Origin of the sequence: Maribacter spongiae, from assembly GCF_047345125.1 — a bacterium.
GTDB lineage: Bacteria > Bacteroidota > Bacteroidia > Flavobacteriales > Flavobacteriaceae > Maribacter.
The window spans coordinates 18144-42550 of sequence record NZ_JBLFEQ010000007.1 but is presented as its reverse complement, the minus strand read 5'-3'; the positions used below and the strand labels follow the sequence as shown (position 1 = coordinate 42550).

The window sequence follows — 24407 nt, the reverse complement described above, 5'->3', positions numbered from 1 at the left end:
TCGCAGTTTATGAAAAAGAGAGAGTTTTTAAAACAAACGGCTTTATTGGCCTCATCGGCCGCAATAATGCCTTCGTTCATGTTATCTTGTGGTGATGCCGTAGCCTCCCCTAACAAACGCTTACGCACGGCCCATATAGGAGTGGGAAACATGGGAGCAGCGGATTTAAAGGATATTTCCTCACACGCCAAGGTAGATGTAACTGTTTTATGCGATGTGGATGCGAACAAATTGGCGGCCGCCAAAAAATTACATCCCAACGCAAAAACCTATACGGATTATAGGGTCATGCTAAAGGAAATGAAAAACGAGATAGATGCCGTTATTGTATCCACACCGGATCACACACATGCACCTGCTTCTATGATGGCCATGGATATGGACAAACCCGTATATTGCCAAAAACCTTTGACGCATTATGTTTCCGAAGCAAGGGCCATGAACAAATTGGCCAAAGAAAAAGGCCTTGTTACGCAAATGGGTATACAGGTACATTCTTTTTATGACTATAAATTGGCCACACTGCTTATACAATCGGGAATCATTGGAAAAGTACATACGGTAAGGGCATGGTCTCCAAAAAACTGGGGATATGATGGGCCGGTTCCCGAAGGAAAAGATCCCGTTCCAGAAACTTTGGATTGGAACCTATGGCTTGGAACTTCAGCGGAAAGACCTTATAAAGAAGGAGTGTACCATCCCGGAAATTGGAGAAAGTTAATGGATTATGGTTGTGGTACCCTAGGCGATATGGGCGTACATATTTTTGACACCCCATACAACGCTTTAGAATTGGATGTTCCTAGAACAATACGTAATGAATGTAAGGCATCCAATGGATTCGGGTATCCGGAAAACAATACGGTCACGTATGAATTTCCAGGAACCGAGCACACTACGGAGACCTTAAAATGGGTCTGGTATGATGGCCCCGGAGCACCAAAAATGCATGAAGAACTAAAACTTCCCAATGCTGAGAGTGAAATGTCCGAAACAGAAAAATCATCGGATGGAAAGGAAGCTACCCTGGAAGATAAAATGTCCCTTGAGACCAAAGTAACCGGTGAAGGCGAACTTCCTGAACAAGGTGCTATGTTCATCGGGGAAAAAGGACGCCTCTTGCTCCCCCACTTTATGCAATTGCCCAAGAAAATAGTAGATGGGGAATATGTTGATATCTCTGCGGAAATCGCTGCTGTGGAAAAAGCCAATAATATGGGCAAGCCCATAAGAAATTATGAATCCGAAGGACCCAAACATTACCACCAATTTGTAGATGCCTGTTTAGGCACTGCGGAATGTACCGCCCCGTTTTCCTATGCTTCCAGATTAACGGAAACCATTTTATTGGGTGTAATCGCAGGGAGATTCCCAAACCAGACTTTGCACTGGGACAATGAAAACGCAAAATTCTCGGAAGAAGAAGCGAACAAATATCTAGAAGGGGATTATCGAAATTTTTAAAGATGATATCCGTTCAGCTTTTTATCCATTCTTAAAAAATATCATATATGTTTTAAAGCCACTTCATTGTGGCTTTTTTTATTACTATTGAAAAGCCAATTAAACCAACACGAACATGCACTCATCCAATCCATTAAAAAAGGGATTTCATAAAATCGAACAGCTTGTATCATTAAGTTTATTTTATGGCATGTTCTTGTTTTTTTTCACGGCCTGTGAGTCTTCAGGGAAACCATTGGTTACCATTGAACGGAATTCCAATATTGTCCTTATAGGAAACAATCTAGGGTCCAGGATGATGAATTACGGAAGTTTTGAAACGGAACTGTACCTGCGCTTTCCCAATGATTCACTGACCATAAGAAATATGTGCGATGGTGGTGACACTCCGGGATTTAGGCCACATTCCTCAAGAAATTCACCTTGGGCCTTTCCGGGTGCTGAAAAATTTCAAACGGAACTTGCCCGAAATTCCGGTAGCGAAGGGGTTTTTGAATATCCAGATGCATGGCTCACACGCTTAAAAGCAGATGTTATCATTGCTTTTTTTGGAAGTGCTGAATCCTTCAATGGCAAAAAAGGGTTGGATAGTTTTAAAAATGAACTGGATGCCTTTATACAACATACCAAAGCACAAAAATACAACGGGCAAAACAATGCACAATTGGTCATTGTATCCCCTATTGCCTTTCAGGATTTGTCCAAGGAATATGACCTTCCCAACGGAGAAACGGAAAATGCAAACCTGGCCATATATACAGAAACCATGAAAACCGTTTGTACCAAACATGGAATACCCTTTATAAATGCCTACGAACCTTCCCTACAATGGTATGCCAACGGAACAAACCTTACTATAGATGGGTTCCAATTAAATGAGGAAGGTTATAAAAAGTTAGCCTTATACCTCACCCAAGAGATTACGGGAAATGCTTCGGTAAAAATTCCTAAAAAAAGGGATGCGATCAAAGCGGCCGTTGCCGAAAAAAACTTCTACTGGCACAACGATTATAAAATACCCAATGGCGTACACGTTTATGGCAGGAGACATGCCCCCTATGGTCCGGACAACTATCCGTTCGAGGTAAAAAAGACAAGACAACTCACAGCCATTAGGGACAGTGCAATTTGGGCCATTGCTCAAGACAAAAAATTCAATGTAGCACGTGCAGATCAAAACACCCTTGCATTGCCTCCGGTGGAGACCAATTATAATTTTGGCAATGCGGAAGACCCCAAAGCTTATAAATATGGGGAGGAAGCCATTAAAACGTTAACAGTACCCAAAGGTTATAAAGTGGAGCTTTTTGCTTCAGAAAAAGAATTTCCGGATTTGGCCAACCCTGCCCAATTATCATTTGATAATTTAGGGAGGCTTTGGGTCGCCACGCTCCCCTCCTATCCCCACTATCGTCCGGGAGACCCAAAACCCAATGACAAATTGATCATTCTTGAGGATACGGACAATGATGGAAAGGCGGACAAGCAAATTACCTTCGCAGAAAACCTACACCTCCCTACCGGTTTTGAATTTGCACCGGAAGGGGTCTATGTAAGTCAGGGTACCGACTTAAAGTTATATACGGATACCGATGGCGATGACAAAGCCGATAAGGAAGAGATCATTTTAAGTGGTTTTGACGATCATGATACCCACCATGGTATTTCTGCATTTTGTGCCGACCCCTCGGGAGCATTTTATATGGCCGAAGGTATATTTCTGCACACTAACGTAGAAACCCCTTATGGTCCGGTACGGGGAACAAATGGAGGTTTTTATAGATATAGCCCCCAACGAAAAAAATTGGAAAGAACGGTTCAGGTAAGTATTCCGAACCCCTGGGGCATAGCTTTTGATGATTGGGGGCAGGATTTCTTTTTACATACATCCAGTACCACGGTACAATGGATGATGCCCAGTACCTTAAAACCCATTTATGGAATGGCGTCTCCCCTAACGGAAGATTTGGTTGAAAAAGCACAACGTGTTCGGCCTACTTCCGGAATGGAATTTATTTCTAGCCGGCATTTTCCCGATGATGTCCAGGGAGATATGATCTTGGCCAATTGCATAGGATTTCTCGGAATTAAACAACATCAAATGATCGAGGAAGGGACCGGATTTAAAACCAAACATAGACAGGACCTTATTAGCGGTACGGATAAAAATTTCAGACCCGTTGATATGGAATTTGCCCCGGATGGTTCACTATATGTGGTCGATTGGCACAATGTACTCATTGGACATATGCAGCATAATGCCCGTGATCCGTTAAGGGACCACGTTCACGGAAGAATTTACAGGATTACCTATCCTTCCAGGCCGTTGGTGACTCCCGCAAAAATCGCCGGTGCCAGCATAGAACAACTTTTAGAAAACCTTAAGCTCCCCGAATATCGCTCAAGATACAGGACACGAAGGGAACTACGTGGCAGAGATCCAGAAAAAGTATTGAAAAAACTTTCGGATTGGGTATTATCATTGGATAAAAATTCCCCGGATTATGAACATCATAAACTGGAAGCCCTTTGGGTAACCTGGGGATTGAATACCGTAGATGGCGAACTATTGCAAGAACTATTAAACGCTAAGGACTATAGGGTCCGTGCGGCGGCCGTTAGGGTTTTACGCTATATGGGCCATCAATTGGAAAACAGCTTGGATCTATTGAAAATTGCGGCCTCGGATAATCATGGAAGGGTTCGGTTAGAAGCGATTACCGCCGCTTCATGGCTCGAAAGGGGAAAAGGGCTGGAAGTATTGAAGATTGTAGAAACCCGTCCGTTGGATAAATGGATGGATGCTTCATATCAATTTGCCAAGACCCGTCTTACCAATGAATCTATCGAAAACAGCAAGAATCAAATCCTTGCATCACATTTAAAAGGCAAAGATCTGGAGGTTTTTGCCCAAGGCAAGAAAATTTATGAAACCGAAGGATATTGCATTACATGCCATCAAGAAAGTGGGGCTGGGCTACAAGCCGCAGGTTACCCCACCCTGGTAAATAGAAGATGGGTAACGGGAAGTGAAGAAAGGCTCATAAAACTAGCCTTGAACGGACTACAGGGCCCCATGAACGTGATGGGCAATCAGTATGACGGTCAGGTTCCAATGATGGCCTTTAGGGGTTTATTGGACGATAACGAAATGGCGGCCGTATTAACTTATGTAAGAAATGCTTTTGGTAACAGGGCTTCCGTTATAAAGCCGGAAACCGTGCAAAAAATACGTGAGGCCACAAAAGACAAGAAAGGGTTTTATGCCCCGGACGAGCTTCTGGAAATGCATCCTATGAAATAATATTTATAAATAACGACCATTATGAAAAAAAAATATGCAAGTGCCCTATGCCTTTTACTATGCTTGTCCTTTAGTTGTGGGGAACGGGCAAAAAGTAAAAAGATTTCTGAAAACACTACGGTAGACGATATTCAAATTCCACATATCGTATTTGTAACCGGGGATGAGGAGTACCGATCAGAGGAATCTATGCCCATGCTGGCCCGTTTGGCAAAACGAGAACTAAATGCCAAGGTAACCGTATGTTATGCGCTGGACTCCCTGGGTTATATAGATCCCAATAGAAAAGATCACATTGAAGGACTGGAGGCCTTAAAAAGTGCGGACCTTATGGTCATTTTTGCCAGATATAGAACCCTTCCGGAAGAGGAGCGCAATTATATTTCCGATTATGTAGAATCGGGCAAGCCGATAGTAGGTTTTAGAACGGCCACACATACGTTTAAATATGAAGACCCCGATTTGAACTATTGGAACGATGAATGGGCAACAAAAGTTTTTGGGCAACAATGGATTACGCACCATGGCCATTTTGACGACGGTCAAAAACCATTGTCCCACATAACGCCCATAATCCCCGAACATTCCATTCTAAAGGGCGTAGACTCCTTTAAGGCCTATTCCTGGTTATACCATGTAGATGGTGGTGATTGGAAACTTTACGGTGATTCCAAACCTCTTTTGGAGGGCAGATCTTTAAAATCACAACATAAAATGAAAGGGAACCTGGATAAATTTCCAATAACAAATCCCGTTGCCTGGACCAAAAGCTATATGGGATCGTCCGGTATAAGGTCAAAAGTATTTTTTACCACGCTTGGCCATCCTTATGATTTTAAACTGGAATCTGTTAGAAAGCTGGCCTTGAACGGAATTTTTTGGGCCTTGGACAAAGAAAACCAAATTCCCGACAATGGTGTAAACGCTAAACTGGATACACCCTATGAGCCCAACAATTCAGGGTTCGGAAAACGGTACAAATTGAACCAAAAACCAAGGCCGATCGAATAATGGATTGCTAAATCTATATTAATTTGACTTGATCTGCCTGAAAAAATCCTATTTTTGAAAAAGAATTGGTTTAAACTTTTTCAATTGCCTAAAAAATTAGTCTTGCGCAATACCGTACAAGCCCTCTTTTTCCTATTTTTTTCGATTTCTATTTTCGCACAGGAAGAACCCAAACAGATCAATATTGTACATGGGGCCAATTTCATGAAAGATGAAATAAAGTTCCCGGGAACCTCTATTTTTAGTAAAGATGAAAAACAGGTGCAGTTTGAGCATCAAGGGGCCGACCTCTGGTGTGATGTCGCTATCTATTTTTTACAGGAAAACAGATTGGAAGCCAGGGGCAACGTCCTATTGAAACAGGGGGATTCCGTTCAAATGACGAGCAAAAGAATTGATTATGACGGGGATACAAAATTGGCCAAAGCCCGGGGAGATGTGGTACTCACCAACTCCAACATGACCTTAAAAACGGATACATTGCGCTTGGACCGTGAAAAACAAGAAGCCTATTACCAAGATTATGGTACCGTTGTAGATTCCGCCAACACCCTTACCAGTAGAATAGGGCGTTATTTTATGGAACTTAAAAAGTATCGGTTCTTGGACAGTGTACACATAGACAATCCACAATATACCTTGGATTCCGAACAAATGGATTATTACCAGACCTCTAAAAATGTGTACCTGTACGGTCCTTCCACCATTGTTGGGGAAAATTATAAAATATATTGTGAACGGGGGTTTTATGATACCAAGGTTGAAAACGGATATGGTATTAAAAACACCCGTATAGATTATAACGACAGAGTTATTGAAGGGGATAGCGTTTATTTTAACAAGGCCAGGGAATTTGCTTCCGCCACCAATAATATTACGGTAACGGACACCATCAACAAAGGGGTTATCAAAGCCCATTATACCGAAGTGCACAAAGCAAAAGATTCTGTATTCGCCACCAAAAGGGCGGTATCCATTTCGGTTCAGGAAAAGGATTCATTATATGTTCATGGGGATACGCTTATGATTACCGGAAAGCGGGATGAACGAATTATCAGGGCTTTCAGGAATGCCAAATTCTATAAGACCGACCTAAGCGGTAAATGCGATTCCATCCATTACGAAGAAAGAACGGGCATTACCCAATTGATTACAAGGCCTATTCTTTGGAACGGTGAAAATCAGATGACGGGAGACAGTATCCATTTAAAATCAAATCTGGAAACCGATCAGCTGGACTCCCTTAAAGTATTGGGCAATGCTTTTATCATTTCTTTGGACAGTATTAGCAAGGTGGGCTACAACCAGGCAAAAGGAAAGGATTTGTTCGGTAAGTTTATAGCGAATGAACTTAAGATCATTGACCTTGTCAAGAATACGGAGGTCATTTATTACATGTATAACGATGATGATGAGCTCATAGGCATAGACAAGACCATATGCAGTGCCATTAGGATCACCATGGCGGACAATGATGTGGAAGACCTTACGTTCTTTACCAATCCGGACGGTGATATTTTTCCGGAAAAAGATTTACCGGAAAACAGTAGGATCTTAAAAGGTTTTGTGTGGTGGGGAGATGAACGGATCATGACCAAAGATGACATTTTTGACGAAGACGATAATACTATTGAGTTGGTCGTAATCAAAGGAATAGACAACCCCATAGATAGAGATGCCGAGGAGGAAGAACGCAGTAATAATGAGAATGACCCGATAAACAAAGCCTCAAACAACAAGGCTACGGATCCAAAAAAGAAAGTGAAGCCCAAAAAAGTTCAATAGACGGGGATTTTCTGTTTTGGCCGCATGCAACCAACTCATTTGATTTTATAAATCCGACAGGCCCAAGAACATCCTATATATGAAAAAGGATTTTTTAAAATATCAGGCTCAGACTACACCACATCCTTTGGGCATGGAAATCTCCCATGCCAAAGGAAGCTATATTTATGACACCAAAGGTAATGCACACTTGGATTTTGTTGCAGGAGTCTCGGCCTGTGGCCTGGGCCATGGTCATCCGAAAGTTATATCCGCCATTCAAGATCAGGCAGAGAAGTATATGCACGTTATGGTCTACGGGGAATATATACAATCCCCGGCGGTACGGTATGCGCAACTTCTTGCAAAAAACCTACCTTCCCCTTTGGAAACTACGTATTTGGTCAATTCCGGTACAGAAGCCGTTGAAGGTGCTATAAAGCTGGCCAGAAGATATACGGGACGCTCGGAAATTATCGCCGCCCATAACGCTTATCATGGCAATACCATGGGAAGTCTGAGTCTTATGGGGCATGAAATGCGCAAAAGCGTCTTCAGGCCTTTGATCCCGGATGTTTCCTTTATCCATTTTAACTCGAAAAAAGAACTGGAACATATTTCCCCAAAAACCGCTTGTGTTGTTTTGGAAACCATTCAAGGAGGTGCCGGTTTTATTCTTCCGGAAGCGGGTTATTTGGAAAAAGTACGCAAAAAGTGTAATGAAGTCGGGGCTTTACTTATTCTAGATGAAATTCAACCAGGGTTTGGGCGCACTGGAAAATTATTCGCTTTTGAACATTACAACTGTGTCCCGGATATTTTGGTCATGGGTAAGGGAATGGCCTCGGGATTGCCTGTGGGTGCATTCACCAGCAGTCAAAAAATAATGCACGCTTTACAGGAAAAACCTAAATTGGGTCATATTACCACCTTTGGCGGAAATCCCGTTATCTCGGCAGCAAGTCTAGCAACCTTAAAGGAGTTGTTGGATACTTCCTTGATTCCTGAAACCATTGCCAAGGAAAAATTGTTCCGCAGTCTTTTGACCCACCCAAAAATAAAGGAGGTACGCGGCAAGGGACTTATGTTGGCCCTATTGTTTGAAAATCAGGAAATGGCCAATGAATTGGTGCTTAGGGCAAAAGCAAAAAACCTGATTTTGTTCTGGCTGTTATTTGAACCAAAAGCGGTCCGGATTTCCCCTCCCCTGACCATCTCAGAAGAGGAAATTAGACAGGGCTGCGTCTTTATTCTACAAATCTTAGAGGAATTATCGCAATAAGTTGTTAACTAATTTGTTAATAATATAAGACCAATAGTAAGGTAAAAAAAACTTCAAAGACTTACTTTTAAGTCCATAGTCTAATCAAAATGTTCCTATGGCGTTAGAATCTAACGAAAGACCAGATCAACCCATCACCAAGTTTGAATCCATGTTAAAGACGGATGATATCTACTTCTTTGATGCGGAGGATTTTGAGGATATTGTTCACCATTACCTGAACAATGGTAAAATATCCCTGGCCAAAAAGGGTATAAAAATTGGCTTACAGCAACATCCGGACGCTATTGAGTTAAAGCTGCTGAATATAGAGGTCATGGTCTTTGAAAATAATCTGGCCAAGGCGGAAATCCTTTTGGACGAGCTTCAATTATTGGACGCCAATAACGAGGAGATATACATTCAACGTGCCAATATCCTCTCCAAACAGGACAATCATGAAGGAGCGGTAATCCTATTGCATAAGGCCCTGGAGCTATCCCAAAACAGTTTCGATATTTATTCGCTTCTTGGAATGGAATATCTTTTTATGGACGATTTTAAGTTGGCCAAGGAAAGTTTTATGAAATGTTTGGATTTTGACGAACAGGACTACTCGTCCTTATACAATGTAATTTATTGTTTTGAATTTTTAGAAGATTATGAAGGTGCAATTCATTACTTGAACGATTATCTGGAACGAAACCCTTATTGCGAAGTAGCTTGGCATCAACTGGGCAAACTTTACTATATAGAAAAAATGTACCCTGAGGCTTTGACAGCTTTTGATTTTGCGATTATTTCGGATGATTCGTTTATCGGGGCCTATTTTGAAAAAGGAAAAGTATTGGAGAAATTGGGCAAGTATCATGAAGCCATTGAAAATTATGAGATTACCATCAATATTGAAGATCCAACATCCCATGCTTTCCTAAGAATAGGTAGATGTTATGAGAAGCTGAATAACGATAAAATGGCCAAATACTATTACAGACAAACGGTTCGGGAAGACCCGCTTTTGGACAAAGGTTGGCTGGCCATTACTAATTTTTACAGTAAGCATAAATTATATGAAGAAGCCCTTGAAAATATAAACAGGGCACTTAATATAGATGGCGAAAACCCATTATACTGGAAAAAATGCGGTAAAATACATCATGCACTGCAGCAGTACGATCAGGCGGATTTTGCCTTTAAACAGGCTGTAGATCTGGGCAATTATGAATTGGATACCTGGCTTGAATGGTCGGAAGTCGTCAATAAAGTCGGTGACACCCTATCCGGTGTGGAGATATTAAAGCAAGGAAAGGAATTTTATCCTGAAAATCTTGAAATACGCTATAAGATGGTTGCTTTCCTGCTTATGTTAGAGGATTTCATCAATGCCAGAATAGCGCTCTTGGATGTATTGAAAATTGACAAAGACTTAAAAGAACTATATCTTTTGGAGAATCAATTCCCTAAATTTGCCCATTCAGAATGGGTAAAATCCGTTATAACGGATTCTAAAAAGGAATCGTAACACTCCGGTAGTTCTTATGGGAAACAGAAAATTCATTGATTATTTCATTATTGCATTAAAAGGTATCGCCATGGGTATCGCAGAGTTGGTTCCGGGCGTTTCCGGAGGAACCATAGCCTTTGTCGCGGGTATTTACGAGGAGTTCATAACTTCGATCAACAATGTAAATATGGCCACGTTCAGAACACTTCAAAAAGAAGGTTTTAAAGCGTTTTGGAAAAAGCTGAACGGCAATTTTTTGGTCGCACTCTTTTTGGGTATGGCCATAAGCATTTTTTCTTTGTCAAAAATTATCGCCTGGCTCCTTGAAAATCATCCGATTCCCGTGTGGGCCTTCTTTTTTGGCCTTGTTTTGGCAAGTGTGCTATTTGTGGCAAAAGCGATTAAAAAATGGCGTTTAACTACCATTTTATTGTTTGTTTTAGGGGCCGTAATCGCATTTTATATTACCACCTTGCCCCCGTCTTCAAATACCGGTAACCTTCCTTTTCTTTTTCTGTCCGGGGCGCTTGCTGTATGTGCTATGGTTTTACCGGGCATATCCGGTTCCTTTATACTGGTTCTCCTAGGCTCTTATAAAACTATTTTGGATGCCCTTAACGATAAGGATTTTAAAATAGTACTGACGGTCACCTTTGGGGCCGTTTTCGGCATCCTGAGTTTTGCCAGGATCTTAAAATGGATGTTCGGCAACTATAAGGACATCACCTTGGCCCTATTGACCGGATTTATTCTTGGTTCCTTAAATAAAATATGGCCGTGGAAACATGTTGTGGAAACAATTAAAATTGGAAAAAAAGAGATTATCCTGGATGAAAATATATCCCCGTTTACCTACAACGGCGATAATCAATTAACCTTTGCCATTATAACCGCAATCATAGGTTTTTCCCTTATTTTTATACTGGAAAAAACAGCTTCTAGAAAGTAAGCGCTATCCGGCATGAATCACCCAAGAACCTTTATGGATAAATTCTTCCTTGTAATCAAGGGGCTTTGCATGGGTGCGGCAAATAAGGTGCCCGGGGTTTCGGGAGGAATCGTCGCCTTTGTGGGCGGATTTTATGAGGAATTCATCTATTCATTACAAAAAATTAACGCAAAAGCCTTTAAACTGTTGTTCAATGGCCGTTTTAAGAGTTTTTACAGGTATGTCAACGGTTCTTTTCTGGCGCTATTGATCTTTGGAATGTTGGTCAGTTATTTCAGCGTCTCCAAAGTACTGGATTATTTTCTGGAACATAACGAACTATTCGTTTGGGCCACGTTCTTTGGAATGATTCTGGGATCCATTTATTATATAGGCAAAGATTTTGGCTATTGGACAAAAAATACCATAACCACTGCAATTATAGGGCTTTCCGTAGGAATAGCCATTAGCTTTTTAAGTCCGGCCAAGGAGAACGACAACCTCTTATTCATTTTCCTTTGTGGAATGATAAGCGTCTCCGGGATGACGTTGCCGGGATTGTCCGGTTCCTTCATACTCATTCTGCTAGGCAATTATGTACTTTTATTGGTAGATTCCGTAAATGCCCTGTACGATACTTTTGCGGAACTGTTACAGGGCGATTTTGGTTTTATGGACAACCGTGAACGATTAAGGACCTTAAAAATATTGGCCGTTTTCACTTTAGGTTCCGCAACCGGTCTTGTAACCCTTTCACATATCCTCAGTTTTGTCTTAAAACGCTATAAACACATCACCACCGCGGTAATCCTGGGGTTTATTACCGGGTCATTAGGAACGGTTTGGCCATGGAAAAAGACCATTTATAAAGAGGGGTTGGACGGAAAGGTGTTTTTGGATTCCAATGGAGAGCAGATTATCGTCAATTACGAACGTTTTCTTCCCAATTTGCAGATTTCGGAAACATGGTGGGCCTTATTTTTTGTTTTATTGGGTATTGGTATATTGTTACTTTTGGATTGGTATGGAAAAAACAGAAAAAAACACGCTTAGATTCGGTTTAATAGGAAAAAACATATCCTATTCTTTCTCAAGGGGTTATTTTGGTAAAAAGTTTAAAGATTTAAACCTGGACCATTGTAGCTATGAGAATTTTGACCTGGAATCCATTCAGGAATTCGACAACCTTATTAAGGACACCGACAATCTAAAGGGTTTAAATGTGACCATTCCCTATAAGGAGGAAATTATCCCTTATTTGGACGAATTGGAAAAATCGGCAAAAAAAATTGGTGCCGTTAATGCAATCAAGATCAAAGGGCGACAACTTATTGGATATAATACAGATGCCCACGGGTTTCAAAAATCCCTGGAACCACATTTAAAAGAGCATCATAAAAAAGCCTTGATCTTGGGAACCGGAGGGGCTTCCAAGGCGATTGCCTTTGTATTGGACAATTTAGGGATTTCTTACCGATTTGTATCGCGAAGTGGAAAAAACAACGGTTTTACTTATGAAGAACTAAATGAAGAAATCCTGACCGAACATCTATTGATCATAAATTGTTCCCCATTGGGCACCTATCCGAATATTAATGAAAAACCCGACATTCCATATACTTCAATAACCAAAAAACATTTACTTTTTGACCTTATTTACAATCCCGAAAAGACGACTTTTTTAAAATTTGGGGAACAACAAGGCGCTACTATATGTAATGGATTAAGAATGTTGGAGTTACAAGCGGAAAAAGCATGGGAAATATGGAATGGATAAAACCTCTTATATGGGACTAAATCCACTCAATTATTTTTTTAATCTATTTTCTTTTAAAAAATGGCTGTAACATAACAGGTATTTCCAAAAAGAAATTCCATATTCTTTGCCATTCTTGAGGTAGTTGTTATCTTGTAGATACCTAAGCAACGATCATGTCAAAAGACAAAGAAACACAATTACCCGAAAATGGGGTAAAGCACGATAACACGGAAACTACCAAGGCCGAAGAACCGATTTTGGAGAAAACCACCGATGAATCAGAGATTAAAGAAAAAACAACGGTTGTAAAACCCGATGATGAGGAACAAAAACAGGAGGATGTAGAAACTACCGGAACTGAAGAACCCGTCTTGGAAGAAACCAAGGATACCACAGTGGCTAAAGAAGAAGTATCCGGCGAAGAAGAACAAAAACAGGAAAATACGGAAACTACCGAAACCGAAGAACCAATTTTGGAAGAAACTGTGGATACTCCAGTGGCCGAAGAAGAAGAAGAAGAAGAAGAAGAAGCGGTAGCCACAAAATCCGGTGAAAAAGAAGAAAAGGATGCCGATGTTCAGGAAGAAATAGACGATTCCAATGCCGAGGATGCAGAAGACCGTGAAAATGAAAAAAGGCATCAAATACCTATTTTGGATTATCATGCCATGTCCATGGAGAATCTAGTGGGCGAATTGCAAAAATTAGTCCGAAATGAAAAGGTACAGGCCATCAAAAAACATGTTGATGGCATAAAGGACGAATTCAATCTTAAGTTTCAGGAATTTATTGAGCAAAAGAAAGAAGATTTTATTGCCAGTGGAGGCAATGAAATAGATTTTCGCTACAATTCCGTAACCAAAAGACAATTCAACGAGGTCTATACCGATTATCGTGAAAAAAGAAATCAATATTATAAAAATCTAGAAAAGAGCCACAAGGAAAATCTGGCCTATCGGCTTGAACTCATAGAAAACCTAAAGGGATTGGTCAATGTAGAGGAAGATATAAACGCTACCTACCAAAACTTTAAGGATATACAGGAAAAGTGGAGAAACGCCGGCCCTATACCCAGGGTAAATTATAATAATGTTTGGCGCACGTACCATCACCATATAGAGATATTCTATGATTTTCTTCATTTAAACAGGGAATTGCGCGATCTGGATTTTAAACACAATCTGGAGGAAAAGCAAAAAATTGCGAATCGGGCGGAAAGCCTGGCCGAAGAACCCGATTTGAACAAGGCCTTCCGGGAATTACAGATATTGCACAAAATCTGGAAAGAGGACATTGGCCCGGTAAGTAAAGAACATAGGGAAGAAATATGGGAGCGTTTCAGCAAGGCCACAAAGGCCATTCATGAAAGAAGACAGGAATATTTTAAAAACCTGGATAAAATACATGAGCAAAATCTGGAGCAAAAAAAAGAAATTATAGCCGCTATCCGGAACCTATCGGAGAAGGTTTCTAATAATCACAGGGAAATTCAGCAGCAAATAAAAAAACTGGAAGCGTTTCGAGAAGCTTTTTTTAAGGCGGGTAAAGTTCCGCAGAAAGATAATGAGAAAACATGGTCTGCCTTTAAGGATGCCGTAAGGGCTTTTAACCATCATAAAAATGCCTTTTATAAAAACCTAAAAAAAGACCAACAAGAAAACCTGGACAAGAAAAGAGCCTTACTGGATACCGCATTATCCTTAAAGGATAGCGATGACTGGGACGTTGCTACTTCAGAAATGAAAAGAATCCAAAGTGAATGGAAAAAAATAGGCCATGTGCCCAGAAAATATTCGGATAAGCTTTGGAAGGAATTTAAGAATGCCTGCAATCACTATTTTGACCGCTTGCATACCCTTAAGAACAGTGCCTATAAGGTAGAGGAAGAGAATTTAAAAAATAAAGAGGCTTGTATGGAACGTCTTAAGGAGTTTCAATTAAGCGGGGAAAAAGAGGCGGATCTAACTACGGTAAAGGCTTTTATCCAAGAATGGAAAAAATATGGCAATGTCCCGTTCAGGAAAAAAAGTATCAATCAAAAATTCCATAAGATTATAGATGCGTTATTTCAGAAAATGAACATAAGCAGACAAGAATCGGAATTATTGAAATACGGTAATAAAATTCAACAGTTGGCCAAAAACGAAAATCAGGAAAGGGCCATACAAAATGAGCGTTCCTTCATCCGTAAAAAAATAGATGAAAGCAAAAATGAAATTCGCCAACTGGAAAACAATTTACAGTTTTTTTCCAATGCTTCAGAAAATAATCCACTGGTACAGGATGTAATCAAAAGAGTTGAAAAACACAAAGATTCATTGGCAGCCTGGAAAGCTAAGCTTAAAAAATTGAACATCTTGGAGAATAACCTCCAAAAAGAACAGGAAGAAGAATACGATACCGGTGAGGAAGAATAATATTGATCCGCATACGGACATATCACGTTAAATTTTATTGGGACCGAAATATTGTCTTTTTCTACAACATTAACTTTTCCACAACTCGGAGTCAAAAAGAAAAAGCCCTATATAGGGCTTTTCTCATCTAAAGTTTATTTTTATTCTCAATTTTTATTTTGCCACGTTTACGGCCCTGGTTTCGCGGATAACCGTGACCTTCACCTGACCGGGATACGTCATATCCGTCTGTATTTTTTGTGAAATTTCAAAAGAAAGTTCCGCCGCCTTATCGTCGCTCACCTTTTCACTTTCAACAATAACACGAAGTTCCCTGCCTGCTTGTATGGCGTATGCTTTTTGCACGCCTCCAAAACCAAAGGCTATTTCCTCCAGATCCTTTAATCGTTGGATATAAGAATCCAACACCTGTCTTCTTGCTCCTGGCCTTGCACCACTTATGGCGTCACATACCTGGACTATCGGAGAAATCAAGGTCTTCATCTCTACCTCATCATGATGCGCCCCAATGGCATTGCACACTTCTTTTTTCTCTCCATACTTCTCGGCCCATTGCATCCCTAAAATAGCATGTGGTGTTTCTATTTCAGTCTCCGTATTGGGAACTTTTCCAATGTCATGCAATAGCCCTGCCCTTTTGGCCAATTTTGGGTTTAACCCCAGTTCGGATGCCATTACCCCACACAATTTGGCTACTTCGCGTGAGTGTTGTAATAAGTTTTGTCCATAGGAAGAACGGTATTTCATTCGGCCTACGGCCTTTATCAATTCGGGATGCAAACCGTGAATACCCAAATCGATAACCGTTCGTTTTCCGATTTCCACAATTTCGCCCTCAATTTGTTTTTCGGTCTTCTTAACAATTTCCTCTATCCGGGCCGGGTGTATTCTACCATCCGTTACCAATTTGTGAAGTGATAACCGCGCGACTTCCCTTCTCACGGAATCAAAGCAAGAGAGAATAATGGCTTCCGGGGTATCATCTACAATAATCTCTACTCCCGTTGCAGATTCCAAGGCCCTAATATTTCTTCCTTCCCTACCTATGACCCTACCTTTGATATCATCGGATTCTATATTAAAGACCGATACACAATTCTCAACGGCCTCTTCCGTTCCGATTCTTTGTATAGTATTGATAACGATTTTACGGGCCTCTTGCTGTGCGGTCAGTTTAGCTTCTTCCATCGTAGCTTGAACGTACCCCATAGCGTCCGTCTTGGCGGTTTCATGCAAGCTTTCGATCAGTTGATCTTTGGCTTCGTCCGCCGACAATCCGGATATGACCTCTAATTGTTGGACTTGATTTTTATGCAACTTTTCAAGCTCGGATTGTTTTCGCTCATAAAATTCTTTCTTATGCTCAATATCGTTTAGCTTCCCTTCCAATTGGGAGTTCAGTTTTTTGTTCTTGGCCAACTCGTTACTTATTTGGGATTCTTTGTCCCGAGTACGTTTTTCGGCTTCATTGATTTTCTTATCCTTATTGATAATTACTTTTTCATGTTCGGCCTTCAGCTCCAGGAACTTCTCCTTGGCCTGTAAAATTTTATCCTTTTTGAGGGTCTCTCCCTCAAGTTTTGCCTCCTTTAAGAGCCTAGAAGCATCTTTTTTTGCATTAGCTATCGTTTTGGAAGCTTTTCCCTTTTCCAAAAATTTGGCAATGGCAAAGCCAAGCGCCAGTCCAACTAGAGCTGCTATTATAATCATCGTATTATCCATAGTGTCATATTTATAAAAAAGCCCACATTGGAGAAGTTTTGTACAAACTCCATTAAACAGGTTTAGGGCTAACAGATTGATCAAGGATCCCTATACAAGTAGGGCTTGCTTTTACAACCTAAACTCACCCTTTTTAAACAGATTAGTGTTGAGTTCGTCAAAAGATATTACCAATGTGGGCAGTAACTTAAAGTTTATTTTAAAGAACGTATTTATTTTAAAGACAACTTAGAGTTTACCAATTCGTCCAATGCTCTTAATCGCTCTTGGGCTTCCTTGGTACCTTCTGTTTGCTCAATGCCTTTTTGCTCGATTTTAGAGGCAAACTGTAAGGCACACATGGCCAAAATATCCTGTTTATCCCTAACCGCATAATTCTGCTCAAATTTTTTGGCCAGTTGTTCTATATTTTTGGCCGCTTTTCGCAAACCTTCCTCCTGGGCGGGGTCTATGGTCAAAGGATAGACCCTATCCGCTATGGAAAGCTTGATTTTGAGCTTTTCTGACATATTATTTAAACACTATTCCGAAAGTTGCGCAATGCAATGATCCAACTCCCGTATTAATGTATTTATTTTAAGCTTAGCTTCTGTCTTATTCGTATTACTGCCCAGCACTGAATTTGCAAGTTTGAGCGAATTGTATTTTTCCTCCCATTCCGATACCGTTTTGTCAGCATTTTCCTGATCGGCCTTTAGATCCGTTAATTCATTTTTCAGTTCCTTATTCGTTTTTTGCAATACTTCAAGTCTATGAAGTAACTTACTAACTTTGTTTTCTAAGGAATCAACGATCTGGATCAATTCTCCCATACAAAAAAATCAATGCGATTTACACAAAGTTAACATTCGTAACACGACTTGACAATAGTTTTATAAAATAATCTTACAAGTATTTATGAAAAGCCATGAAACGGGCAGGTTTACGGCCCTTGATTTATTTAATCCCGTCTATTTTCAAGAATTGATGTTGATTAACTATTTTCGTACTGAACTGGTTTAAACTTTTTGGATTATAGCGAACCTGCCGGACGGGCAGGAATTAAGGATTTTGCACCCCTGCCGAAGGTATTTCTGAGTTGCACCTGCCTACCGGCAGGCAGATAGCAAGCACTACGGAAGGAAGAAATTACAAGGCCAGGGTGCAAAAGGCCAATTTTTTAGTCAAAAAAAAGTTTAAACCGGTTCATTATCAAAAAAATGCTATGAATAAAATTGTCATTGGATTCTTATTGCTATTTTCATATGCCTTGATCGGCCAAGAAAATTACCCTACCGATGCTTTTACCCCCCCACTGAATGTTCCCATTATTTTGGCGGGCACCTTTGGGGAACTGCGTTCCAATCATTTTCATTCCGGTATCGACATAAAGACCCAACAACGTGAGGGCTTACCGGTCTATGCCATTGGAGATGGTACCGTAACCCGGATAAAAGTCTCTCTTTGGGGGTATGGAAAAGTACTCTATGTAGCCCATCCCAATGGGTACACTTCTGTATATGGGCATCTTCAAAAGTTTTCCCCGGCCATTGAGGAATACATTAAAAAAATCCAATACCGGAAAAAATCCTATGAGGTAGAGGTGTTCCCGGATTATGGGGAAATCAAGGTAAACAAAAAAGAAATTATTGCCTACAGTGGCAATACGGGCGGCTCTTCCGGTCCCCACCTGCATTTTGAAATCAGAAGCAGTATCTCGGAAAGACCGACCAACCCCCTGTTATACGGAATTGAAGTTGCAGATGCTACAAACCCTACCCTGGAAAAACTCTTTATATATCCTTTATCAAAATCCGCACAGGTGAACGGGAGCGAGGAAAAAATACAACTCAATTTTTCCAGACAATCGGACGGTACGTACCTAGCTAATAAGATCAATGCTACGGGCAAAATAGGGGTAGGTTTTATAGGTTTTGACCGCCAGGACATGGCTGCCAATAAAAATGGGATATATGCCGTGGAACTTATCGTAAACGGTAAAACCTATACCTCATATAACTTTGAAAAATTCTCCTTTGGGGAGACCCGCTACATTAACACTTTGGTGGATTATGAGTATCTGGGGAAGTACAGGAAACGCATCCAGAAGTGCTTTAAGGCTCCGGGGAATTTCCTCAGTATTTATAACAAACTTGAGAATAACGGTCAGATTGAAGTAAAAGAAGGACTTAGTTATAATGCACGGCTAATCCTTAAAGACCTGGAAGGAAACAAAGTAGAAGTCACCATTCCGATAGAAGGGAAAAAAGATGTTGTTAAACTCCCAAAGGCCTCTAAAAAAACAACCGATTATGTAATCGCAAAAAAAACCAATAATTATGATCTAAAGGGTGCCAAAGTCTATTTTCCGGAAAACACCTTTTATGAAAACTTTTATATCGATCTAAAAAAAGGGGAGGATACGGTTAAAATACATAACAATACGGTACCTGCCCACCGGAACTTTACCATTACTTTTGATGTGTCCAGATATTCCAAGTCCGCACAGAAACAGCTTTTTATCGCCAGATTGGATAAAAATCTACATCCCAATTACACGAATACCTACAAAAGAGGGAATAGCTTTACGACAAGAACACGTAATCTCGGGACCTATACCCTGGCCAGGGACACTGTTCCACCCAAAATACGCACCAAGAACTTTAAGGAAAAGCAATGGCTCAACAACTATAAATATTTAAGTGTTTATATTGCCGACGACCTAAGCGGCATAGATACCTATTCCGCCACCCTGAACGGGGAATGGATTTTAATGGAGTACGAACCTAAAAAGAAAACATTGACCTATAATTTTGATGATCGAATTTTAGATAAAAAGCAATGTGTTCTTGAAGTTACCGTTATTGATAATGTTGGCAATAAGAGTACTCTTAAAACCTCTTTTTATAGAAAATAAAGCGTTTGAAAATCCGTAAAATTATTTTTCTTTTTGCGCTGATGTGCCAATTTCATTGTCTTGCACAAACGGCCGTTATTACGGGAATTGTACTTGATGCACAACAACAACCTTTATCCGATGTAAATATCAGTGCTGGGCAATATGGCACTTCTACCGACAAAAACGGGTTTTATGTACTCCAAATTGTTGCAGATACCGAAACCGGTATTGTCTTTTCCCATTTGGGACATAAGGATGTTCTTTTGGAAAATTTAATTTTGACCACTAATGAAACGTACCTATTCAACCCTGTATTAAAGACCGATGCCATTCAGGTGGCCGAAGTTACCGTTTCCCCGAACGGTGAAAAACGGGTAAATGGTATTCGATCCATTTCCCCGGAAAGTATTCGAAAGATTCCAGGAGCCAATGCCGGGGTCGAAAATATATTGAAGTTGCTTCCCGGCGTTTCTTCCAACAATGAATTAAGCACGCAATATTCGGTCAGAGGCGGTAATTATGACGAAAACCTTATTTATGTGAACGAAATAGAAGTGTATCGCCCTTTTTTGATACGTTCTGCCCAACAGGAGGGGTTAAGTTTTGTAAACAGTAATCTGGTACAGGACGTTAAATTTTCACCCGGTGGATTCCAGGCTAAATATGGGGACAAATTATCCTCTGTTTTGGATATCACCTATAAAACCCCCACCACTTTTTCCGCCCGGGCAGATTTTAGTTTTTTAGGGGCCAGTGCCAGTTTGGAAACATCATCCAAAAACAAAAAACTGAGCAGTATTTCGGGAATCCGGTATCGGAATAACGCTTTATTCGTCAATAGCCAACAGACGCAAAGCAATTTCAATCCTTCTTTTACAGATGTCCAGAGTTATATCACTTACCGATTTTCCAATAAATTCAATTTAAATTTTTTGGGAAATCTATCCGTTAATAATTACAAGAACGAGCCCTTGAACAGGCAGACCAATTTTGGCACCATAAATAATCCAAGGGCCTTATTGGTTTTTTATGATGGAAGGGAAAATAATCGTTATGGTACGGCCCTGGGTGCCTTAAAGGGCAATTACTACTTGGATGATAATACGACCTTAAAACTTATTTCATCCATTTACCATACTACCGAAGAAGAATATTCGGATGTAATAGCATCGTATGAATTGGGCGAAATCGATTCCAATTTGGGTGGTGAAACATTGGGTAATGTTATCAATTCCAGAGGAATCGGATCACAATTCAACCGTACAAGAAATGATCTGGATGCCTTAATTTTTAATCTTCAACATAAAGGGATACATCAAAAAAACAATACGATATACGAATGGGGGGTAAAATACACCCATGAAGATATCAGGGATCAACTTCAGGAATCGGAATTTATCGATTCCGCAGGGTTTTCCGTAAGACCTCCACGTCCGGAGTTTATCAACAATCAACCAGAAGAACCATTTAATGCGCCACTGGTTCCTTTTACTGGTATAAATGCCACAAACTTTGTAAAGACCAATAGATTTTCCGGTTTTTTGCAAATGGGCACACAGACCCAATGGAATAATGGCGATATCTATTATAATTTAGGTATACGTACACATTACTGGACCGTAAGCGGCACTGCAATAAAAAAAGTATCCCAAATGGTCGTAAGCCCCAGGGCACAGTTTGCCATTAAGCCCAATTGGAAAAAAGATATGCTCTTTAGGGCTTCTGCGGGACTGTATCATCAACCGCCTTTTTACAGGGAGCTTAGGGACAGCACCGGAACGGTTAGACCCAATGTTAAAGCACAAAAATCCATTCACGTTGTAATAGGCAATGAATATAGTTTCTTACTATGGGAAAGGCCTTTTACACTTATAAGCGAATTATACTATAAGAACCTGCGACAGGTCAATCCATATACTTTGGAGGATGTTCGCATACGATATGCAGCCAACAATACCGCCAAAGCGTATGCCTATGGTGCCGAGTTAAGAATGCACGGTGCCTTCGTTCCCGGCACGGAATCCTGGATAAGCATTGGTTTTCTCAAGACCGAGGAAAATAGGGATAATAGGGGCTATATTTCAAGGCCTACCGATCAACGGTTAAAGTTGGGGATTCTTTTTCAAGACTACGTCCCAACCATTCCAGATTTAAAAATGTACATGAACCTAGTCTATAATACCGGAGTACCGGGAGGTTCTCCCAGTTATGCAGATCCTTATATCTTTCAAAATAGATTAAGGGATTACAAACGGGCAGATTTAGGAATTTCCTATATTTTTGCAGGCAAGGACAAAACATTCGGTAGCGATCACTGGCTGCGTTCGTTCAAGGCATTGAGTCTGGGGTTCGAGGTTTTTAATCTTTTTAATAACCAAAACTCCATAACAAATACTTGGGTGAGGGATGTAGATAGTAAGAACGAATTTGCCGTACCAAATTTTTTGACCTCCAGGGTTTTAAATTTACGATTGCAAATGCGGCTTTAAAAATTGAAGATGATCAGAACGACCATAATTAGCATACTCTTTTCCGGCCTGGCCCTTAACGCCCAGAAAAACATCTATGAAAGCCATAAATTCGATGAGCTCAGCGAAAATCATGAAGTATTGGCCATCTTACCTTTCCTTACCCATCTGGAGCTAAAAAAATCATCTTTTGATGAAGATGTAAAATCCCTTGAGGAAAAAGAAGGCTATGCAGTTCAAAACGCATTGGAAACTTATTTTTCAAAAAGGAAAAAGAAAAAAAAATTTTCTGTTGAATTTCAAAACACCAAGGATACCAAGGCTATTTTGGCACAGAAAGGGATAGATTATCAAAATATTGATGTGTATACCATAAAACAATTGAGTAAGATCCTTCAGGTGGACGGAATCATAAGCGGAACCCTGGATTTGAACATTTTATTATCCAAAGGGGTGCCCACGGAATTTAGTTTTACCGATTATTTCTCCGGAGATTCCAATTATGGCAGAATAGGTGTAAAAATAAGTGATGGGGATACGGGCAAACTACTTTGGAAATACGAAAAGCAAATCAATAAAAAAACAGGAAAGAATACCACCGACCTCATTGATAAAATGATGAAACTGGCCATTCGTAAATTCCCCTACGAGCGCGAACGCAAGAGAGATCGAAAAAACAAATAGTTATTGCAACGTAAATTCCTTTAATACGCTAATCGTATAGTCTATTTCTTCTTTTGTATTGTATTTTGAGAAAGAGAAACGTAACGAAGGATTTTTCAGATCCTCTTCAGACAATATCTCGGAGAGTACGTGGGACCCCTCATTACTTCCGGATTGACAGGCACTCCCTTCGGAACAGGCGATTCCCTTAATATCCAGATGAAACAATAACATGAGTGCCTTTTCCGGTTTTACCGGTAAACATACATTGACCAAGGTATAAGTGCTTTTTTCCAGATCCCCAGAATGACCGTTAAATTTGATTTTGGGGATTTCCGCCATTATCCGGTCTATGAAATATTGTTTTAATCCCGAGATATATTCCTTTTCCGACCCTAAATGCTCATATGCCAAAACGAATGCTTCTTCCAAACCGACAATGTTATGAAATGATTCGGTACCCGCCCTATATCCTCGTTCCTGTGAACCTCCCGAAATCATACTTCCCAAACCGGAATTCTTTCGGATATAGGCAAACCCTATTCCTTTTGGGCCGTGGAACTTATGCGCCGATGCCGCCAGAAAATCAACAGGCATGTCTTGAACGTCCCAGGCAAAATGTCCAATGGACTGTACCGCATCGGAATGAAAAAGCGCATCATATTTTTTAACCAGTTCACAGATAGCCTGTATATCTATTTTGTTTCCAATTTCATTATTGACGTGCATTAGACTCACCATTTTTTTGGAATCGTCCTTTTGGAGCAAAGCCTCCAAATGTTCCAAATTTGGATTGCCATAAGCATCCAGATCAACAAATTCCAAAGCTATTTGCCCACTCCCATGAAGCTCTTCTACCGTATGCAAAACCGCATGGTGCTCTACTTTTGAGGTGATTAGGGTACCCACACCTAAATCCCTTGCCGCACATCTTAAAACCATATTATCCGCTTCGGTACCTCCCGAAGTAAATATTATTTCTGACGGATGCGCGTTCAAATACTTTGCTATAGTCTTCCTTGCACCTTCTATGGCGGTTTTTGATGTCCTTCCAAAACTATGTGTAGAGGACGGGTTTCCATAGGTATTGGATAAAGCATCCTGCATTTTGGTTATGACCTCGGCTCTGACCTGCGTTGTAGCGGCATTATCCAAATACACCTTTTTCATTGTAAAACGACCTGAAATTTATAATCTCTAAAAATAATCCAAATAAAGTTAATTTACACATAAATGGTTTTTGTCCATTGGTCGCATATCCATT

General features: G+C 40.4%; 17 protein-coding genes and 1 other RNA gene. 13 read left to right on the top strand and 5 right to left on the bottom strand.

The features are described 5' to 3' along the window. The first annotated feature begins 9 nt into the window (after positions 1–9). From ACKWB9_RS10960 to ACKWB9_RS10915, 10 genes are all read left to right on the top strand, one after another. On the top strand, positions 10–1464 hold the full coding sequence (locus tag ACKWB9_RS10960) for a Gfo/Idh/MocA family protein (RefSeq protein WP_414003057.1): 1455 nt from the start codon (positions 10–12) through the stop codon (positions 1462–1464). Positions 1465–1654: 190 nt separating this feature from the next. Then, on the top strand, positions 1655–4768 hold the full coding sequence (locus ACKWB9_RS10955) for a PVC-type heme-binding CxxCH protein (RefSeq protein ID WP_414003056.1): 3114 nt from the start codon (positions 1655–1657) through the stop codon (positions 4766–4768). Between the two features lie 21 nt (positions 4769–4789). Next, a complete protein-coding gene (locus ACKWB9_RS10950; RefSeq protein WP_414003055.1) occupies positions 4790–5779 on the top strand; it encodes a ThuA domain-containing protein in 990 nt (329 codons plus the stop codon). A gap of 102 nt (positions 5780–5881) precedes the next feature. Further along, positions 5882–7564 (top strand): OstA-like protein, encoded by a 1683-nt coding sequence (locus ACKWB9_RS10945; protein ID WP_414003208.1) that lies wholly within the window; start codon positions 5882–5884, stop codon positions 7562–7564. Positions 7565–7643: 79 nt separating this feature from the next. Then, positions 7644–8825, top strand: coding sequence for an aspartate aminotransferase family protein (locus ACKWB9_RS10940; RefSeq protein WP_414003054.1), 1182 nt, complete (start codon positions 7644–7646; stop codon positions 8823–8825). A gap of 97 nt (positions 8826–8922) precedes the next feature. Then, positions 8923–10326, top strand: a complete 1404-nt coding sequence (locus ACKWB9_RS10935) for a tetratricopeptide repeat protein (RefSeq protein WP_414003053.1) — start codon at positions 8923–8925, stop codon at positions 10324–10326. 16 nt (positions 10327–10342) lie between these two features. Next, a complete protein-coding gene (locus tag ACKWB9_RS10930) occupies positions 10343–11257 on the top strand; it encodes a DUF368 domain-containing protein (RefSeq protein ID WP_414003052.1) in 915 nt (304 codons plus the stop codon). A 12-nt stretch (positions 11258–11269) separates the two neighbouring features. Beyond that, the gene (locus ACKWB9_RS10925) at positions 11270–12289 is read left to right on the top strand and encodes a DUF368 domain-containing protein (RefSeq protein WP_414003051.1); all 1020 of its coding nucleotides are present in this window, start codon (positions 11270–11272) and stop codon (positions 12287–12289) included. Beyond that, positions 12261–13013, top strand: coding sequence for a shikimate dehydrogenase family protein (locus ACKWB9_RS10920; protein ID WP_414003050.1), 753 nt, complete (start codon positions 12261–12263; stop codon positions 13011–13013). Before ACKWB9_RS10925 ends, ACKWB9_RS10920 begins: the two co-directional genes overlap by 29 nt. A gap of 155 nt (positions 13014–13168) precedes the next feature. Continuing rightward, the gene (locus ACKWB9_RS10915) at positions 13169–15412 is read left to right on the top strand and encodes a DUF349 domain-containing protein (RefSeq protein ID WP_414003049.1); all 2244 of its coding nucleotides are present in this window, start codon (positions 13169–13171) and stop codon (positions 15410–15412) included. A 153-nt stretch (positions 15413–15565) separates the two neighbouring features. On the opposite strand, the gene rny is transcribed toward ACKWB9_RS10915, so the two are convergent. From rny to ACKWB9_RS10895, 4 genes are all read right to left on the bottom strand, one after another. Beyond that, the gene (gene rny / locus ACKWB9_RS10910; protein WP_414003048.1) at positions 15566–17134 is read right to left on the bottom strand and encodes a ribonuclease Y; all 1569 of its coding nucleotides are present in this window, start codon (positions 17132–17134) and stop codon (positions 15566–15568) included. A gap of 44 nt (positions 17135–17178) precedes the next feature. Next, positions 17179–17288, bottom strand: a non-coding RNA gene (gene ssrS, locus ACKWB9_RS10905) — 6S RNA. A gap of 58 nt (positions 17289–17346) precedes the next feature. Then, positions 17347–17643, bottom strand: a complete 297-nt coding sequence (locus ACKWB9_RS10900; protein WP_414003047.1) for a cell division protein ZapA — start codon at positions 17641–17643, stop codon at positions 17347–17349. Positions 17644–17655: 12 nt separating this feature from the next. Then, positions 17656–17946, bottom strand: coding sequence for a hypothetical protein (locus tag ACKWB9_RS10895; protein ID WP_414003046.1), 291 nt, complete (start codon positions 17944–17946; stop codon positions 17656–17658). 392 nt (positions 17947–18338) lie between these two features. Between ACKWB9_RS10895 and ACKWB9_RS10890 the strand changes: the two genes are divergently transcribed. The 3 genes from ACKWB9_RS10890 to ACKWB9_RS10880 are packed head-to-tail and all read left to right on the top strand — an operon-like array spanning position 18339 to position 23164. Next, on the top strand, positions 18339–20030 hold the full coding sequence (locus ACKWB9_RS10890; protein WP_414003045.1) for a M23 family metallopeptidase: 1692 nt from the start codon (positions 18339–18341) through the stop codon (positions 20028–20030). Between the two features lie 41 nt (positions 20031–20071). Next, a complete protein-coding gene (locus ACKWB9_RS10885) occupies positions 20072–22501 on the top strand; it encodes a TonB-dependent receptor (protein ID WP_414003207.1) in 2430 nt (809 codons plus the stop codon). A gap of 9 nt (positions 22502–22510) precedes the next feature. Continuing rightward, a complete protein-coding gene (locus ACKWB9_RS10880) occupies positions 22511–23164 on the top strand; it encodes a hypothetical protein (protein WP_414003044.1) in 654 nt (217 codons plus the stop codon). On the opposite strand, the gene ACKWB9_RS10875 is transcribed toward ACKWB9_RS10880, so the two are convergent. Continuing rightward, positions 23165–24313, bottom strand: a complete 1149-nt coding sequence (locus ACKWB9_RS10875; RefSeq protein WP_414003043.1) for a cysteine desulfurase family protein — start codon at positions 24311–24313, stop codon at positions 23165–23167. It abuts the gene before it with no gap. Positions 24314–24407: the final 94 nt, after the last annotated feature.